The organism is Paraburkholderia agricolaris (genome assembly GCF_009455635.1).
Taxonomy (GTDB): Bacteria; Pseudomonadota; Gammaproteobacteria; order Burkholderiales; family Burkholderiaceae; genus Paraburkholderia; species Paraburkholderia agricolaris.
In genome coordinates this window covers 3,814,918-3,831,845 of record NZ_QPER01000001.1, presented here as the reverse complement: position 1 = coordinate 3,831,845, position 16,928 = coordinate 3,814,918, and the positions used below count along the sequence as shown (strand labels likewise).

The 16,928-nt window shown below is 58.2% G+C and carries 11 protein-coding genes; 9 read left to right on the top strand and 2 right to left on the bottom strand.

Annotated features, from left to right (window positions below; all coding sequences use genetic code 11):
- The first annotated feature begins 2 nt into the window (after positions 1-2).
- Positions 3-1,043, top strand: a complete 1,041-nt coding sequence (locus GH665_RS16820; RefSeq protein ID WP_153136819.1) for an MraY family glycosyltransferase — start codon at positions 3-5, stop codon at positions 1,041-1,043.
- A complete protein-coding gene (locus GH665_RS16815; protein ID WP_153136817.1) occupies positions 1,043-2,929 on the top strand; it encodes a polysaccharide biosynthesis protein in 1,887 nt (628 codons plus the stop codon). The genes GH665_RS16820 and GH665_RS16815 overlap by 1 nt, the downstream gene beginning before the upstream one ends.
- 70 nt (positions 2,930-2,999) lie before the next feature.
- Here GH665_RS16815 and GH665_RS16810 read toward each other — a convergent pair whose 3' ends face one another.
- Positions 3,000-4,100: an MraY family glycosyltransferase gene (locus GH665_RS16810; RefSeq protein WP_046566557.1), complete on the bottom strand. Its 1,101-nt coding sequence runs from the start codon at positions 4,098-4,100 to the stop codon at positions 3,000-3,002.
- A 269-nt stretch (positions 4,101-4,369) separates the two neighbouring features.
- On the opposite strand from GH665_RS16810, the gene GH665_RS16805 reads away from it, so the two are divergent.
- Together GH665_RS16805 and GH665_RS16800 are read left to right on the top strand one after the other, a co-directional pair.
- Complete coding sequence (locus tag GH665_RS16805) at positions 4,370-6,013, top strand: methyl-accepting chemotaxis protein (RefSeq protein ID WP_153136815.1); 1,644 nt, start codon at positions 4,370-4,372, stop codon at positions 6,011-6,013.
- Positions 6,014-6,560: 547 nt separating this feature from the next.
- Positions 6,561-7,859 carry a glycosyl hydrolase gene (locus GH665_RS16800; RefSeq protein ID WP_246216232.1) on the top strand — a complete coding sequence of 433 codons (1,299 nt, stop codon included), beginning with the start codon at positions 6,561-6,563 and terminating at the stop codon, positions 7,857-7,859.
- Positions 7,860-7,925: 66 nt separating this feature from the next.
- On the opposite strand, the gene GH665_RS16795 is transcribed toward GH665_RS16800, so the two are convergent.
- Positions 7,926-8,906, bottom strand: a complete 981-nt coding sequence (locus GH665_RS16795; protein ID WP_153136811.1) for a glycosyltransferase family 2 protein — start codon at positions 8,904-8,906, stop codon at positions 7,926-7,928.
- A 408-nt stretch (positions 8,907-9,314) separates the two neighbouring features.
- Here GH665_RS16795 and GH665_RS16790 point away from each other — a divergent pair, with 408 nt between their 5' ends.
- From GH665_RS16790 to GH665_RS16770, 5 genes are all read left to right on the top strand, one after another.
- Positions 9,315-10,340 carry a glycosyltransferase family 2 protein gene (locus GH665_RS16790; protein ID WP_246216302.1) on the top strand — a complete coding sequence of 342 codons (1,026 nt, stop codon included), beginning with the start codon at positions 9,315-9,317 and terminating at the stop codon, positions 10,338-10,340.
- Between the two features lie 39 nt (positions 10,341-10,379).
- Complete coding sequence (locus GH665_RS16785; protein ID WP_153136805.1) at positions 10,380-11,849, top strand: N,N-dimethylformamidase beta subunit family domain-containing protein; 1,470 nt, start codon at positions 10,380-10,382, stop codon at positions 11,847-11,849.
- Positions 11,846-13,099, top strand: coding sequence for a hypothetical protein (locus tag GH665_RS16780; RefSeq protein ID WP_153136802.1), 1,254 nt, complete (start codon positions 11,846-11,848; stop codon positions 13,097-13,099). Before GH665_RS16785 ends, GH665_RS16780 begins: the two co-directional genes overlap by 4 nt.
- Positions 13,100-13,226: 127 nt before the next feature.
- Entirely contained in the window at positions 13,227-14,519 is a 1,293-nt protein-coding gene (locus GH665_RS16775) for a cellulase family glycosylhydrolase (RefSeq protein ID WP_153136800.1), read from the top strand.
- Positions 14,520-14,640: 121 nt separating this feature from the next.
- On the top strand, positions 14,641-16,902 hold the full coding sequence (locus GH665_RS16770; RefSeq protein ID WP_153136798.1) for a polysaccharide biosynthesis tyrosine autokinase: 2,262 nt from the start codon (positions 14,641-14,643) through the stop codon (positions 16,900-16,902).
- The last annotated feature ends 26 nt before the right edge of the window (positions 16,903-16,928 follow it).

Here is a 16,928-nt window from a genome sequence, read left to right as displayed (position 1 = left end):
CCATGAACACGCATGCTCTTGTGAATTTGCCCTGGACGACGGTGGCAATAGTGGCAGTGAGCGCCGCCTGCGCGAGCGCGGCGATCCTGCTCGTCCTGCTGAAAACCGGGCTGGCCTGGCGGCTCGCCACGGACATTCCGAACGATCGTTCCTTACATGTCCGTCCGACACCGCGGGTCGGCGGCTGGGGCATTGTGCCGGTGGCCGTGATCGCGATCCTGCTCGCCGCGCCGTCATTGTGGTGCGCGGCGCTTGCCACCGGCTTCCTCGCCGCGGTGTCGCAGGTTGACGATCGCCGTGGGCTGCCGGCGCGCGTCAGGTTTGCGGCGCACTTCATTGCGGTTGTGGCATTTGTCGCCCTCTATCCGGCGGCTGCGCCGTGGTGGCTGCTCGCCGCATTGGCCTTTTTGATGATGTGGCTCGTCAACCTCTACAATTTCATGGATGGCGCCGACGGCCTCGCGGGCGGCATGACGTTGTTCGGGTTCGCCGGCTATGCGGTGGCCGCCATGGTGAGCGGGCATCCGATGCCGGAGTTGGCGTTGGCATCGGCGGCGGTAGCGGGCGCCGCCTTGGGTTTCCTGATATTTAACTTTCACCCGGCGCGCATTTTTCTGGGCGATGCCGGATCGATTTCAATCGGCTTTCTGGCCGGTGCGCTCGGTTATTGGGGTTGGAGAGGCGAAGCATGGCCTATCTGGTTCCCGGTGCTGGTATTCGCACCCTTTATCACCGACGCCTCCGTCACATTGCTGAAGCGCCTGCTGCGCGGTGAAAAATTTTGGGAACCGCATCGGGAGCATTACTATCAACGTTTGGTACGTTCCGGTGTGGGCCACGCTGGAACCGCGTGGATGTGGTACGCCGTGATGGCGATCGGCATCGTACTCGCGGTCGGTGCGCTTGATTGGCCCCCTGTGTTTCAGTGGAGTGTCGTTGCGATATGGATCGGCATCCTTTTCCTGATGGGAGGAGTTGTGGATCTGCGTTGGCGTCGTTTCCAATCAACACCGTCCGAACGTTCGTCTGAGGTATCACGCTGATGTTAAGAAACAAGAGCTTCTGGCTATCGCTCGGCGCTTTCCTTTTCGACTTGTGCGCGGTCGCAGTCGCGTGGCTGACCTCGTACCTCATCCGTTTCAACGGTGTTATCCCGGTTGAGTTCAGGGTCGGGGCGATACACGCGTTGGTCTGGATCCTCCCGGTCTACGGCGTGATGTTTCGCATTTTCGGTTTGTACCGGGGCATGTGGGTATTCGCGAGCCTGCCAGACCTCGTGCGCATTTCAAAAGCCGTCATAGCCGGCGCGCTCGTAGCGATGGTGACGTCGGTGATGGTGCAACCCGTTCCGATTGTTCCGCGCTCGGTCCTTGTGGTTTCCCCGTTGCTGTTGTTCCTGGCCATGGGAGGCCCCCGTGCGCTGTACCGCGCCACCAAGGAGTTTTATCTTTACGGCGGCCTTGTAGGCAAAGGTAAGCCCGTTGTAGTGCTCGGCGCCGGTTCCGCAGGCGCGAGTCTTGCCCGCGAACTGTCGCGCTCCAGTGAATGGCGTCTGGTTGGACTGCTGGACGACGACGTGTCCAAGCACGGCCGTGAAATCTACGGTTACAAAGTACTCGGCGCTATCAGCGAACTGCCGCAACTGGCTGAGTCGCTCAAGACTGAGTACGCCATTATTGCGATCCCCTCTGCGTCCGTTGAAGCGCAGCGGCGCGTAGCCACGCTTTGCGTACGCGCGGGCGTTCGCGCAATGGTGCTGCCGGCGTTGACCACGCTGTCACAGGGGCAGGCATTTTTGTCGCGGGTGCGGCAGATCGACCTCGAAGACCTGCTTGGCCGGGAGCCGGTCAAGATCGACACGCCACACGTCGAAGCCCTGCTGCGCAATCGCGTGGTGATGGTAACGGGAGCGGGTGGGTCGATCGGCTCGGAACTGTGCCGTCAGATCCTGCGCTTCGGGCCCGCACAACTCATCGCGTTCGACCTGTCCGAATATGCGATGTACAAGCTGACAGAAGAGTTGCATGAGCGCTTCCCTGGCTTGCCGGTGATCCCCGTGATCGGCGACGCGAAGGATTCGCTGTTGCTCGATCAGGTGCTGTCGCGGCATGCGCCGCACATCCTGTTTCACGCCGCGGCCTACAAGCACGTGCCGCTGATGGAAGAGCAGAATGCGTGGCAGGCGGTGCGCAATAACGTACTGGGCACCTACCGGGTAGCGCGGGCGGCGATCCGTCATGACGTGAAGCACTTCGTCCTGATCTCGACTGACAAGGCGGTCAACCCGACTAACGTGATGGGTGCGAGCAAGCGGCTCGCTGAGATGGCGTGTCAGGCCCTGCAGCAAACCAGCACGCGCACACAGTTCGAGACGGTGCGTTTTGGCAATGTGCTGGGCAGCGCCGGCAGTGTGATTCCCAAGTTCCAGCAGCAGATTGCGAAGGGCGGCCCTGTGACCGTCACGCACCCGGAGATCACACGCTTCTTCATGACCATCCCTGAAGCTTCGCAACTGGTGCTGCAGGCGTCGAGCATGGGTCGTGGCGGCGAGATATTCATTCTCGACATGGGTGAGCCGGTCAAGATTGTCGATCTGGCTCGCGACCTGATCCGTTTGTACGGTTTCAATGAGGAGCACATCCGCATAGTGTTTACCGGACTCAGGCCGGGCGAGAAACTCTACGAGGAACTGCTCGCGGACGACGAAACGACAACCCGCACGCCACATCCCAAACTGCGGACGGCTCAGGCGCGCGGCGTGCCGGATAACCTCCTGGACGAACTGCTGCCGTGGCTGATGCAGCACCGTGTACTGGCAGACGACGAAGTGCGTCGCGATCTGCGCCGCTGGGTGCCTGAGTATCAGCCGAACCTCGCGCCACCGCTGCAAAGTATTTCGACGGCGGCCGGTATTCGCGCTTCGCTTTAAGCGAGCAGGAAGGTCCAGGCGGGTGGTACCGCGAAGGTAATAAAAAAAGGCGCCGAGGCGCCTTTTTTTATTACCTTTTGCCTTTCCTCACCACCATCCACCGCGGCGACTTGAACCGTACGATACTCATATAAAGCCACACATAAGTCGCGGCAAACACCACCACGAAACAGAACAGATGCAGCGTATGCCGCCAGAACAACGTGGCCGGAACGACGGCGATCAGGCATAGCAGCCACAAGTAAGGCGACGTCAGCGAGTTCCGTCGCGTCAGTTCGCGCGCGGTTTGCGTGCCGACTGCCCAGCGCATCAAGCGCTTATAAACCAGCATATGCAGATGCACGCCGTCGGGAATTCCCGGCGATATCCCGCGAATGAATTTCTTCCGGTAGATCGAGAAGCAGGTCTCGAAGATCGGGTACATGAAAAGCAGCACCGGATACCACGCCGACACATCGCGATTGCGCATCACGAGCATGATCGACAGCTCGGCGAGCATGAAGCCGATGAAATACGCGCCACCGTCGCCGAGAAAAATCAGCCCGGCCGGAAAATTCCAGATGAAGAAGCCAAGCACCGCGCCCATCATCATTAACGACGCTGACAGCACGATCGGATCGGACACCTGGAACGCGACATAAGCGAGTGACGCGAACATCATGAACGCGACCATCGATGCAAGGCCATTGAAGCCGTCGATGATATTGATCGCGTTGGCGAGCGCCGCGACGGCCAGCACCGTGACCGCGCAGGAGATCACGGCATACGAGAGCAGAAAGTCGAGTGGCGGCACGCTGATGCGCGTGACCGCGATATCCAGCAGGAAATAGGCGAGGGCGGCGGCGGCCATCGTGCAGACGAGCCGTGCAAGTGGCGACACGCGCTTGGTGAGATCCTCGACGAGGCCGGAGCCGAATGCCGGCATGCCGCATGCGATCAGCCCGAGGATGCCGCCGGACACGGCAGGATAGGCATGGTGCAATTGCACCGCGGAGACGATCAAGCCGATCAGAATCCCGGCGCCACCGATGCGCGGCACCGGTCGCACATGGAATTTCTGCACCCCGGCCAGATCGGAATCGGTTGAGAATTTCTCATGCAGATGCGCGTAGCGCACGATCAACAATGTGATCAGCAGTGAAACGAGAAAGCCGAGCGCAAAACTAAGCATGAAAGTGGGCCTGAGCGGAGACGCCGAATTATACAAACGAAACGCATACCGTCCTGAAAAGCAGGGTTTGCTCCGATTATGCGGAAAATCCCAGATAGTGAAGCTTAAACGGCCCGCAAACCTAGGCCCGTCATGGATTTCACCTATTTAACGAGGGTCGCGGAAGGCCGTTAACCTGGATGCGGCGACGTGTAAGTTGCAGGCGAAAAAGATGATCGCCAGCGCCTCGTGGGGTTCGCCGCCGATCATTAGGACGTTCCGGAGACCCAATGCTTAATAACATCACCATTCGTGGCGGCCTGACGCTCGTGATCAGCGTGTTCGTTGCTTTCCTGCTGATCGTGATCGGCGTCGGCTACGGCGCGTTGAAGCTTGCCAATAGCAGCCTCGATGAAACGCAGCACAGCGCCGTGGCTCTGTCACATCTGAAGGCGAGCTCCGAGAAGCTGCTGCAAGTGCAGCTCGCGCTCGGCTCCTATCAGACGCTCTTCAGCGTCGGCAAGCAAACCGACGACCTGTTGCCGGCGGCGCATAAGGTGCTGGTCGAGTCGAACAAGGACTTCGCCAATTACATGGCCGGCCCGTTCGCAAGCGAGGACGAAAAGAAGCTTGCGCAGAGCGTCGAGCAGGCACGCAGTGCGCTTGTCGACAAAGCAATCGAGCCGGAATTCAAGGCACTGACCGACTTCGACTTCAACACCTTCCGCAACATCCAGGGTGAGACGGCGAATGCCTTTTACGCGGCTTATTCGAAATCCATCGATACCCTCCAGCGTGTGCAAATGGATAGCCAGCGCCAGCAGGCCGAGACGGCGGCGCAGCGCTTCCAGATGGCGACGCTGCTGTTCGCCGGCATCGGCGCAATTGCCATTGTGATCGGCGTGATGGCGCGGGTCGGTTTGTCCGCGGCGGTGATCAAGCCGGTCAATGCAACCATCAAACATTTCGAACGGATTGCTGCCGGCGATCTGACGATTAGCATCAGAAGCAAGTCGCGCAACGAGATGGGTCAGTTGCTCGGTGCGTTGACGAAGATGCGCGACGGCCTGGTCGAGACGGTGGCCAAGGTACGCGGCAGTACGACGGCAATCACTCAAGGTGCAAACGAGATTGCGTCGGGTAACGCCGATCTGTCGTCGCGCACCGAACAGCAGGCTGCCGCGCTTCAGCAAACCGCGGCAAGCATGGAACAGCTTTCGGCGACGGTGAAGCAGAACGCGGATAACGCGAAGCAGGCAAACCGGTTGGCGCAGGGTGCGTTGGATACAGTGACCCGTGGTGGCGCTGTGGTGTCGCGTGTCACTGAGACGATGGATGGGATAAGCGCATCGTCGAGGAAAGTGGCTGAGATTATCGGCATGATCGAAGGCATCGCGTTTCAGACTAACATCCTCGCGTTGAACGCGGCCGTCGAAGCAGCGCGTGCGGGGGAGCAGGGACGAGGCTTTGCAGTGGTTGCCTCGGAGGTGCGTAGCCTCGCACAGCGGTCCGGCTCGGCGGCGAAGGAGATCAAGGAGTTGATCGGCGAATCGGCTGCGAAAGTGGAGCAGGGGGCATCGCTCGTGTCCGATGCGCAGAAGACAATTCATGAGGCGATGGACGCGGTTCAACGCGTCACGGGTGTCATGAACGAGATCGAAGCGTCAGCGCTCGAACAGAGCGATGGAATCGAACAGGTCAACAAGGCAGTCGCACAGATCGATGAAGTCACGCAGCACAACGCAGCGCTCGTGGAAGAGGCTGCGGCAGCGGCCAAATCACTGGAAGAGCACGCGGTTGCATTGCGTGACGCAGTCGCCGTATTTCGACTCGACGATCAATCAACAACAGCTAAAGAAATAGCTTCAATTGAATATAACCCCAATAAAAAATTGTCTCTGTCGCACAACGAAATAGATTTGAAAATTGCTTGATTTATTGACTTGGAGTTGTTCCGCGGCCCGTCGTTTCGTGCCGCCGAATGGCGCTCAGAGCCAGGCCCAGTGCGGGTTTTCACGGATCAGCGTAAGGCGCGTCAAATTAGACCATTTCACTTTTATATTAATAATATAAAAGTGAAATTTACCGCGCATTAGTCAGACGTTACACGTTGTTACGGTTCAAAACTCGAGAAAAACGTTTCATCTGTGTAACATTGCCTCACCTTATCGGACAGAACAGCGGTAGGTTCTGCCTAGGCGGTACGCATGTTGTGAAGTTGTGCCCAGTTTTGCCGGGCGCACAAGCCGTCCTGCCTTCTTTCATCCTGAACCAGTCGTCGATGGCTTCCCCCGCGGACGCCGGGGCGAACTTTTTCTGGTTTTAGGCCGTTAAAAGCTCAGAGTCATAAAGATGAAGCTACGAAATTTAATCAATTATTCCATCTACTTAGTTGTACCAATTTTTGCGGCATGTGGTGGCGGCGGTGGTGGTAGCGACCCCACGGGTGTTGCGGCTAACGCCGTCGATCCGACCACCGTTGTGAACGTCGCCAAGCATCCGGCGTCAGTCAGCGGCACCGCGATTCCCCCGTCTACCTCGATCAACGATGCCTCGGGCGCTGTCTGGACGGTGAAGAGTGGCGTGGCCTATCGCGCGGGTCAGAAGGCCGGCTTTACGATGAACATCACGCTGTTGCTGTGGTACGCCGGCAAGATGTATCAGCAGAACGTCGACAATCAATGGTGGGTCTGGCAGAACAGCAACTGGGTAGCATCGGCTGATCCGCGTCCTGCTTCTACTTCGGGCTCCACCTCGGGCACCACTTCCACTTCCGGCTCCACGACGACTACCACCGCTGCATCCAGCACGGCCGGAACCACGACGTCTGCGGCGATTCCGTTCTTCGGCGTCAATCAGCACTACAACTACGGCGGCATTTACACTTCGGTTCCGCTCGCCACGCAAGCCGCGACCCTCACGGATCTTGGGCTGACGGGAACGCGCCAAGACATCCACAGCTACGATCAGATCGATACGATCGCGAATACGGTTATCCCGGGCATGGGATCGAAGATCACGGTCATGCCGATGATCGACGCCTATCCGTGGGACGATCCTTCGCTGAACGGCCAAACGCCGACTGAGGCGAGCGCTTATGCCTACGCATACTCGATGGCAGCGTACGCAGCGACCAAATTCAAGGGCGTTCCGGCGGTCGAATTCGGCAATGAATACGATCTCGATAGCCACAACCAGCCGGTCGCCAACGACGGTGCGAACGTGTCGGACTACGACAACAACACGTGGCCGATCTGGCGCGGCGCGCTGCGCGGCTATTACGACGGCTGGCGTTCGGTCGACACCACAGGCACGACGAAGATCATCAACACCGCCTCATCGGGCTTCCTGCATCTGGGTTGGTACAAGGGCATGCTGACGGGTACGCAGCCGGATGGCTCGACCGGACACCCGGTGGTGAAGACGGACATTATCCAGTTGCACTGGTACTCCGACGGCGGCGATCCGGAGAATACGTGGGGTGTGACGGGCACGAACTATAACGTTCTGAAGTCCCTGCATGATGCGTACAACCTGCCGATCATGTTCACGGAAATCGGCGTGAACACCGACTTCTCCACGGCGCAGGCACAGACGTATATCAACAAGACGATTCCTGAGCTCGTCGCAGCCAAGGCTACGTACAACGTGATCGGTTTCAACTGGTACGAACTGTACGACGATCCGACCGGGAACTACGGCATCATGACCAGCAGTGCGACTCAGAAGCCGATCTACGCGACGATCAAAGCGGCGGTTGCAGCTTCGCCGGTACCTTAAGCAAGTAAATGAGCCGGTTGCGCGTGGCACGCGCAACCGGCCTCGGTGTTACTTGTCGCAGAGGTTCTATCGTTCGGAAAAGCGCCGGACGAAGCTGTAGAAGATTCTCGGATGTATCTTGAGCAGGCACATCACGAACGACAGCTTCGGACGGCTATCCGCATACATGCGATAAAGATGCTGAGGATGCAAACGCTCGGCGACAGTCTTGAGAATGGGGCTGGCCAGTCGATAAGTGGGTGCTCTCATTGCCACCTGAAACGCAATGGTTCTGAAGCCATAGATGTACTTCAGCCTGAAGAGACGCCGCTCCCGGTTCTTGATCGGAAGTGAAGCCGTGGTCTTCTCCACCAGATCCATGATGGCGAAAAGATCGAGGATCTTTGGATTGAACCGCGTCGAGATTCCCGAATCGCGAAGCACATAGAAGTACAAACGGTCAGGTATCAGGCGGACCGTTCTGGATTTGCCCAAGGTCTGGACCGATACGCAGATATCTTCGTAGATGAGTCCGCTCGGATGGTGCACGTCTGCAAAGATGGAGCGCCGCACCAGTTTGTTCCAGCAATAGGCCTGCAGCTTCAGGTCCATGATTCCCTCAACGGCCTCGACTCCGCTGATCACCTTGTCTTCACTGTCGATCTGGTAATTCACCGATCCGTCTGCATTGACGTTCGTCGCGGCGAACATCACCACATCGGCGTCATGTTTGACCGCTTCTTCGATAACTCTCTCTATCAGATTCGGTTGCACATAGTCGTCACTGTCGACGCATAGCACATAGTCGCCAACCGCCTGCATGGCGGCAATTCGGCGTGTTTCGGCCAACCCCTGGTTGCGCTCGTTGACCACCAGCTTCCACGGCACCTTGTTCTGTGCATTCAGAATGCGGGCCGCAATCTCGCCTGACCTGTCCGGGCTGCAATCGTCGACCGCAATGATCTCGAAGTCCGAAGACGTTTGCGATAGAAGCGACATCAAGCAGGCTTCAACGTAAGGTTCGACGTTGTACATGGGCAGCAGAACGCTTACTTTTGGCGCTGGCATAGGTGGAGCCTCCTGATTGAGGTGTCGGACTGCTATTGGTTTGACGCGAGCACGTCAAGTACGTCAAGCACGTAAGTCCCTCTCTGCCCGCTCACCGACACGCGCATTTTCAACTTGAAGACGGTAGCGAACCGGTAATTTTGGGTCGGTGCGATACGTCACATTTCGGCCTCGCCGGCAATTGTCTGCGCTTTGTACCCGTGCTCCCCGCCGATCCCACCTGGCGGTATGTGCCTGCACTGTGTGCTTCCGAACTTACGATCTCGTCGCCGCACCGCAATATGCAGCCGTACAGGGGGCGTACCGAAATATTCGCGTGGTCCGCATAAAACGAATCGACGACGATTTTTAAGGCTCACCCATCCTATGAAATCAGTGGATAGACGTAGCGGCGAGACAATTTTGTCCGTGGTAGTCCCGGCCTTCAACGTCGAGCACTACATCGGCGTAGCGCTCAGATCGGCGATCGCTCAACCACGATCGGAAGAGATCGAGTTCATCGTGGTCGACGATGGCTCGACCGATGGCACGCTGAAGGAAATTCTTCAGGTCAAGGAAGAGGCGAGCGGACACAACATCACGGTGATTCATCAGGAGAACCGCGGCGTAAGCGCTGCCCGTAACACCGCGATAGCACGCGCAACCTCCCGCTATATCGGTTTTCTCGATTCTGACGATGAATGGGCGCCGAATTTTTCGGACATCATCATGCCGTTGCTCGATGCCGACACTGCGGACATCATCGAATTCAATGTCGGGATGGTGGATTCCAACGGGCGCGTAGTGGGTGCACTAACGATGGTGGGCGGTGCCTCGACCGGGCTGCGTACCAACAGCATGACGACCTTGCTCGAATTTGCGCGCGTTTGTCAGGTTCATTCCGGCTCGCGCGTGTACCGCCGCGAGTTGTGGGACGGTATCGAATTTCCTGTCGGTCGCGTGTACGAAGATGCTTTTGCTATTCCACTGGTGTACAAGCGCGCCCAGACGTTGTACGGCATTCGCGATCGCCTCTATTACTATCGCCGGCGCGCGGGGAGCATTACGCAAACCACCACCTTATTTTCAGTGGAATGCGTTGCGCACTTTGCCGCGGACGCACTTAAGAAAAGCGAGGCGGAAGATGAGCGGGTCTACTGGCTCGCACTGTTCAGAAAGTTCTTTGCCAATCAGTGTTTTCTCGCTTCTCGCGTCGATGCGTCCGTGCTTCCTCAGGCAATGAAGCTGGTGGAGGAGACCGCCGCGAAGTACCGAAGCTTCGCGGTGAAACATAGGGAGCAGTTACCCGAATTGCGCTTTCGTACCCAGATATCGGTCAACCGTCGCGTGTTTCAGATGAAGGGGTTGATCAAGCGCACGCTGGGCATGGAGTTGCGGCCAGCCGTAGCAGCGCCGAGCCGTGTCGATTCAAGTCGTCTGGACGATCGTCCCTGAGCCAGCGACCGATAAGTGACTTTCCGAGGCGCGCGAGGCATGCAACTCTACCCACTTCAAACTTCGTTTACTGCCGCAGACAATCTCGACTTGGCAGTGCAGCCGCGCCGCCGGTTCTCCATCGCGATCTATCAGCAACGGGGCGAGGAGTCGTTGATCAGCGTATGCGGCGTGACGGCGGTGACGACGCGGGACGTGACGGCGAAACTCATCAACGGCAACTACGTATTCGAATCGTCGCGCGAGCGTAAACCGGTTCGATTCGACAGCGACTGGCAATGGCCGACGATCACAGTCAAGCCGCAGGCTCACGTGCTGGAAAGCGGAGCTTATGCGGCGATTGCTTACGAGGTCGGCAAGAACGGCGAACCGTTGACGGATCTGGGGCGTCGTTGTGCTGCGCGTCTGCCGGTCTTCGCCGGGCCGCCGGATAGCGACAGCATGGCACTGGTAGTGATCCGGCCGCGTTCGCCGGCGGCATCCATCGCGTACGTGGTGCCAATCGCCACCTATCACGCTTACAACTCGATGGGAGGCGGCTGTTTTTACGGCGATCCCATTTACCGCACGCGCCCCGCGTCGAAGGTGAGTCTTCTGCGACCAGGCGGCGGACTCGGTATTCAGATCGGTCATGCCGAAGACCCATACGATAAGCGCTCGCCCAGGCAGCACTTCACTCACTGGGATGCCAAATTCATCCGCTGGCTGTACACGCAACATCTTGCGTGCGATTTTTATACCGATGTGGATCTGCATCGTGGGACGGACCTCGATCTCAGCAAGTATCGCTGCATGCTGAGCGTCGGTCACCATGAATATTGGACCCAGGAGATGCGCGATCACGTCTCGCGCTTCATAGCCGGCGGCGGCAATCTGGCCGTGTTCAGCGGTAACACCTGCTTTCGGCCGATTGATTTCGGCACGAGTGGGGACCTGCAGAACATCAAGGAAATGAACCGGCTCGCTGACCAATGGCCGGATTTCAACGAGAGCAATCTGATCGGCTTGAGTTACGGCTATGGTGGCGGATCGTACGGTATCTGGAGCCGGTTCAGGCGGAAATGGGTGAGAACCGGACGCGAACCGGTGGGCTTCACCGTGCAGCATGCCGATCATTGGGCTTTCGATGGAACAGGTCTAAAGAATGGGCAGACGTTCGGCGCCGAAGACCATCTGGTCGGCTACGAAGTCGACGGCGTACCGCCCGTTCCGAACGGATTCGTGACGCTCGCCAATACGTCGCGGCTCGTCGGATGGGAAATCGGCGGCGTCGGCGCGATGGGCATGTTCAAGCCGGAACTGGGTGACGGGCTCAATCAGGGATGGGTTTTCAATGGCGGTACGACCGACTGGCCGCGCGTTCTGGGCGACAGCGGCGCAACCAGTCATGCAATCGTTTCGCAGATTACTCACAACGTGATTCGAAGGTTCACGAATGCCGCCGTTCACGACACATCGGCACTCGGGCATAGCGAACACCCAATGCCGATAGATGCGGGGAACGCATGATGGGCGCACTTTGGGTATTCACCTTCTTCATCGGCATCTTAAGCGATGTCATGTCCGGCGCGATCCGCTACTACACGTCGATCGCGGGGGCGCCGCAGGCTATCTATCTGCCCAAGCTGATGATGGCCGCGTGCGTTGTGCTGTTCCTTTCGTATCGCCCCAAGGTGAGCCACCTGCTCGTTTTCCTGTACCTCGCCATGCAGGCCTGCGTGTCGCTTTTCAATGGCATCAGTGCAAGCGCGGTGGCCTTCTGGGGGTGGACCGTATTACCCATGTTCTTCGCGATTCTGGCGCCGCCTGAAGCGATCGAGATACTCGGCCGCCCGTTAGCCCGGGCCGCGTTCGTGATCGTCGCGGCGATTTGCATGTTAGGCGTGCTGGTGAATTATTTCGGTTACTTCACGCCTTTGCCTTGGGTCGGGGCAAGCACGATGGTGGATGGGACCGCTGTGCACGTCACGAACTCGAACTTCGTTGGGGAAATACCGCGGTTGCCCGGGTTCGGGCGCGACAGCGCTGCCACCGGGCTCATGATTGGCCTGCTCTCGACGTGGCTGATACCGAGATTCCGGTCGCTCCCATTCGCGACGATGATGCTTGCGGTGGCGGGGCTCTCTATCTGGGCCACGACCAACAAGACATCGCTCGTTGCGTTGGCGGTTGTGTTGTGTATCGAGCGATTCGGAAAGCTGGACACGATCAGAAGAGCCGCTGCCTGGGCTGCGGCGTCTGTGCTCCTGCTGCCGCTTGCGTCGTTTGCCATCACGGCGGCAATCAATCATTCGATCATTGGGGGCGGCGCGCTCTCTTCGTTCCAGGATCGATTCGAGAACACGTGGCCGCTGCTGCTGCAGGGCATGCTGCGGGAGAATCTCATCTGGTTCGGAATCGGTCCCGGTGGCTTTGGCGCGGCGACTACCTACTATCACCAGAACTTCGGCTTCAATATTGGCTATGCCGACAATGCCGCGCTATATGCAATCGCGAATTTCGGCGTATTCGGCATGCTTATCTTCATGGTTCTGTTGGCAAGACTACTGTTCTTTAGCGAATCCAAAGATAGGCTTGCATGGACGATGTTGCTGTTCCTGTTGATCAGCGGCATCACCACGGACATTTTTGAATCGCTGGGTTGCCTGCTGTTCTTCGGCGTCGCGGCGAAATCGCTCTGGCTGAACACGCAGGAGCAACGCTTCCGTTTGAATCCCCGCGTGATGATGAGCTTGCGGGAAAGAAAGTCGACGCTATGACGGAGCAGTCGTAGCGGGACAAATAACGACGGCACGTGGTACTCCCGCCACGCCGGCTTGGGGGCAGTAGATGAAGGCGCAACGAAGCAGGCGTTTCGGTCGGATTGGCATTGCAGTCGTAGGGTGCATGGGCCTCGTCCTTGCTCTCGCGGGTGCACTGGCTATTCGCGCCTTTGCCATACAGGCGCCGCCGCTAGTTGTTCTGGATGACCCGGCGCAATCGAACGAAAGATCGTACGTCGATCTGCCGTCATTCGCGGCATCGCGGGCTAACACCGGTGTGGCGATCCACGACATCGAGGATACGCGCCTGCTGGATGCGGTTAAAGATGTGGGCTTCTCGTTCATCCGCACGGATTTGTTCTGGGAAGCCGTGCAAGCGCCTGACGGCTGGCACTTTGAGAAATTCGACGCGCTCGTAGCCAATCTCGCGCAGCGAAAACTCGGCGCGCTTTTTATCCTCGGCTACAAGCACTATTTGTTCAGTCCGAATCAGCCGCCAACTACGACGAATCAGCTGAAAGCGTTCTACACCTATGTTTACGAGTCGGTACGCCGGTACAGCGGTGCCGAGGTCAAATTCGAAGTGTGGAATGAAGAGAACGATGCGGTGTACTGGCTCGCCCCCCCGTCGCCGTCGGCATACCGCAATTTGCTGGTGACGGCCGTGAAGGCAGCTCGGGCGGCCAACCCCAAGGCGATGATTGCCACGGGCGGCGTGCAGGAAATGGATCTGGGATTCGTGCGGTCAGTCGGTGACATTTCGAGCGAAACGCTGCGCGGACCGGATGCGGTCAGTGTGCATGCGTACCGTCAGCAGTATCCGGAGACGGTATTTTCGGATTACCGGACACTGCGTAAGGATCTGGCCGGCTACAGGAATTCACCCGCAATCTGGACGACGGAATGGTCTTACCCGAGTTATGGCTATGTGTATGTCGCCAAAATTGGCGATGGCCATTCGCCCAGGGCGCTTGCGCTACAGGCCAAATATACCGTTCGACGATTTCTGGTTGACTGGATGGCAGGCGTTGGACTCACGGCCTATTACGACATGCGCGATGACGGCAAAGATCCGATGAATCGCGAACACAATTTCGGCTTGCTGGATGCAAACAATAACAAGCTGCCGGCCTATAACGCATCGAAGTATCTGTTTTCATTTACGGAAAACATTGCCAGTGCAAAGTACTTTATCGACGAGAGCGGAAAATATGTCGTCCTGAAGTTAGCAACCACTACGGGCGCAAGCAGATATGTCGTGTGGTCCTATGGCGACGGAAATGTACTTAACTTGGACGCTTCGCATTTGCCTGGGCGTGCGACGATCACCGACATGTATGGACGAGTGTTAAAAACGCCTGCGAATGGCGTGCTTGCAGTCCCCGAAACGCGTGGTCCGATCTTCGTCACTGTTTGAGCGGTAATGCCACCCGTGCGACGTGGCAGAGAGTTTCTCGGCAGTTCCAGACAGGCCTATTCGAACGCTGGAAGCTTGTGTGTTAACGGGTTCACCTTCGTCTTTTATCGCGGGAAATGAAATGAGTTCATTCTACGGACAATCGGCAGTGGGTGTTTTTCCTGCCCAGAACGACGGGCTAACTGGCCTATGGCGAAATATCGCCCGGCACAAGTTACTGTTTGCCGCCATTCTCGGCGCTTGTTGCTTTGCCGGCGGCATGTACATTTTGCTTGCCACGCCGCAATACCGGGCTGACGCGTTGCTGCGCGTTCAAATTAAACCCGGTGCGTCAGTCAGCGCACTCTCCGATGTGTCCGGAACGACATCGGCAGACCAGTCCGCCGACGACGAGACCGATGTTCTCACGTCCCGCACCATCGTCGACGAAGCAATCGCGCAAACCGGTGCCGATATAAACGTGCAGACGGATAGTCACTTTCCGCTGATTGGCCGCTTCCTTGCATCCCGCCACGCAGCCGCCACCGAGTTGCAGCGTCCGTTCCTCGGATTGAGCGGCTATGCATGGGGCGGCGAGCAACTGAAACCCGCCGTCTTCGAGATACCGGGCGCTGCCTTCGGCGACAAGTTTCGGGTGGTGACGGGTGAAGCGGGCAGTTGGACCTTGTATGACAAGGACAGCCATCAGCTGGCGCAAGGCCGCGTTGGGCAGACAGTGCCGTTCCAGGTCGCGACAGATGAAGGGAGTGGGCCCGGGCAAATAAGGATCGACGTTCTGCGCGCACGACCGGGCGTGGAATTCACCCTCTCCAGGGTGTCCACGCAAACAGCCTACGAGAACATCACCAGTCAGATGAAGACTACCGTCTCGAGCCAGAACTCGTCGGTACGGGACTCCTCGATGCTGAGATTGAGCTATCAAACCAGCTCTCCGATTGCCGCCCAGTCGATGGTCAACGCAATCGTGCAGGCGTTCATCAAACGCAATATCGACGACCGCGCGGCTCAGGCACGCATGAAGCTGGAAACACTGCGGGCGCGCCTGCCTCAATTGCAGGCGGATATGCATGAGGCGGAAGACCGCTTTAGCGATTTCCGCACCCAGCATCAGGCGATCGATATGGAGCAGCAGGGCTCGGCGCTTATCACCAACATGACTTCGCTTGCCGAAAGACAGCGAGCTTTGCGACTCGAGTATGACGACAAGCGGCAGACATTCGGTCCGGATAGTCCCGTGATTCGAGGGCTGGTCCAGCAATTGGATCAGGTGAACCACGACATCGCGCAGAACACGGAAGCAACGAAGAATATGCCCGCCACGCAGCGTGAATATGTGCGGCTTTCCAGCGACGCCGGCATCAAGAAGCAGCTTTACATTGGCGTGCTCGCCAACGTGAACCAATTGGAAGTGGCTGCCGCGAGTACCGCATCCGGTGTGAGCATCATGGACTGGGCCATTGCGTCGGAAAAGCCTTCCTGGCCCCGCAAGACGATCATTCTGCTCGGTTCGATCCTGGCCGGTTTGTTTGGCGGCACGCTCGCCGTGCATCTCGTGTCGCTCAACCGCAGGGAACTCCGTACGCCGCAGGAAATTAACACTATCTCCGACTTGCCGCGTCTCGCTGTCGTGGCGCGCTCGAGAGCCCAGATTCGGGGCGATATCGATTCGCGAAGCCGTCGCGCCGAGCCGGTGAAGTTGCTGGCGGTGAGCAGCCCCGGAGACCCGAGCGTCGAAGCGTTGCGCGCATTGCCGAGCAGCGTGAGAACATTGCTGGCCGGTAACGGCGATGGATCGACGAACAAGGTGATTCTGTTTACCGGACCTACTCAAGGCGTAGGCAAGAGCTTTGTTTCGTCTAATTTTGCCTATCTGCTTTCGCAGACTGCGGCATCCGTTCTCCTGATAGACGGCGATATGCGGCAGGGCAAATTGAGCCATCTCTGGAAGGAAGAAGACAGGCCCGGACTGGCCGAGGTGCTCAAGGGAACGGCGCAGCTCGAGGATGCGATTGTGCGCAATGAAGGCAGCCATCTGTCCATTCTGGGTGCCGGTAATCCGTATCCGGCGAACCCCGCGGAGCTTCTCGGCAGTCCGGCGTTCCGGGATATGCTGATCACGCTTCGTGAGCGCTACGACTACGTGGTCATCGACTCGCCTCCGGTTCTGCCGGTGAGCGACGCCGTGTCGATCGCCGCTCAAGGTTGCGACCTGGTGCTGCTCGTTTCGCGTGCCGACTACACCGGTTCCCGCCAGGTCGAAGAAGCACTCCAGCGGCTCGCGAATGTCGGTGCAAAGGTGGGCGGGCATATTTTCAACGGCTTTCTTCCGTCGCGATACGGCGAACGTGATGACTATGCGCTGAACGGCGCCCGGCGCTATTAAGCGCATTCCGGACAGCAAGGAAAATA

Coding starts and splice junctions, on each gene's coding strand:
- GH665_RS16770 (WP_153136798.1), top strand. CDS start 14,641: ATGAGTTCATTCTACGGACAATCGGCAGTGGGTGTTTTTCCTGCCCAG.
- GH665_RS16820 (WP_153136819.1), top strand. CDS start 3: ATGAACACGCATGCTCTTGTGAATTTGCCCTGGACGACGGTGGCAATA.
- GH665_RS16775 (WP_153136800.1), top strand. CDS start 13,227: ATGGGCCTCGTCCTTGCTCTCGCGGGTGCACTGGCTATTCGCGCCTTT.
- GH665_RS16795 (WP_153136811.1), bottom strand. CDS start 8,906: ATGCCAGCGCCAAAAGTAAGCGTTCTGCTGCCCATGTACAACGTCGAA.
- GH665_RS16805 (WP_153136815.1), top strand. CDS start 4,370: ATGCTTAATAACATCACCATTCGTGGCGGCCTGACGCTCGTGATCAGC.
- GH665_RS16780 (WP_153136802.1), top strand. CDS start 11,846: ATGATGGGCGCACTTTGGGTATTCACCTTCTTCATCGGCATCTTAAGC.
- GH665_RS16785 (WP_153136805.1), top strand. CDS start 10,380: ATGCAACTCTACCCACTTCAAACTTCGTTTACTGCCGCAGACAATCTC.
- GH665_RS16810 (WP_046566557.1), bottom strand. CDS start 4,100: ATGCTTAGTTTTGCGCTCGGCTTTCTCGTTTCACTGCTGATCACATTG.
- GH665_RS16815 (WP_153136817.1), top strand. CDS start 1,043: ATGTTAAGAAACAAGAGCTTCTGGCTATCGCTCGGCGCTTTCCTTTTC.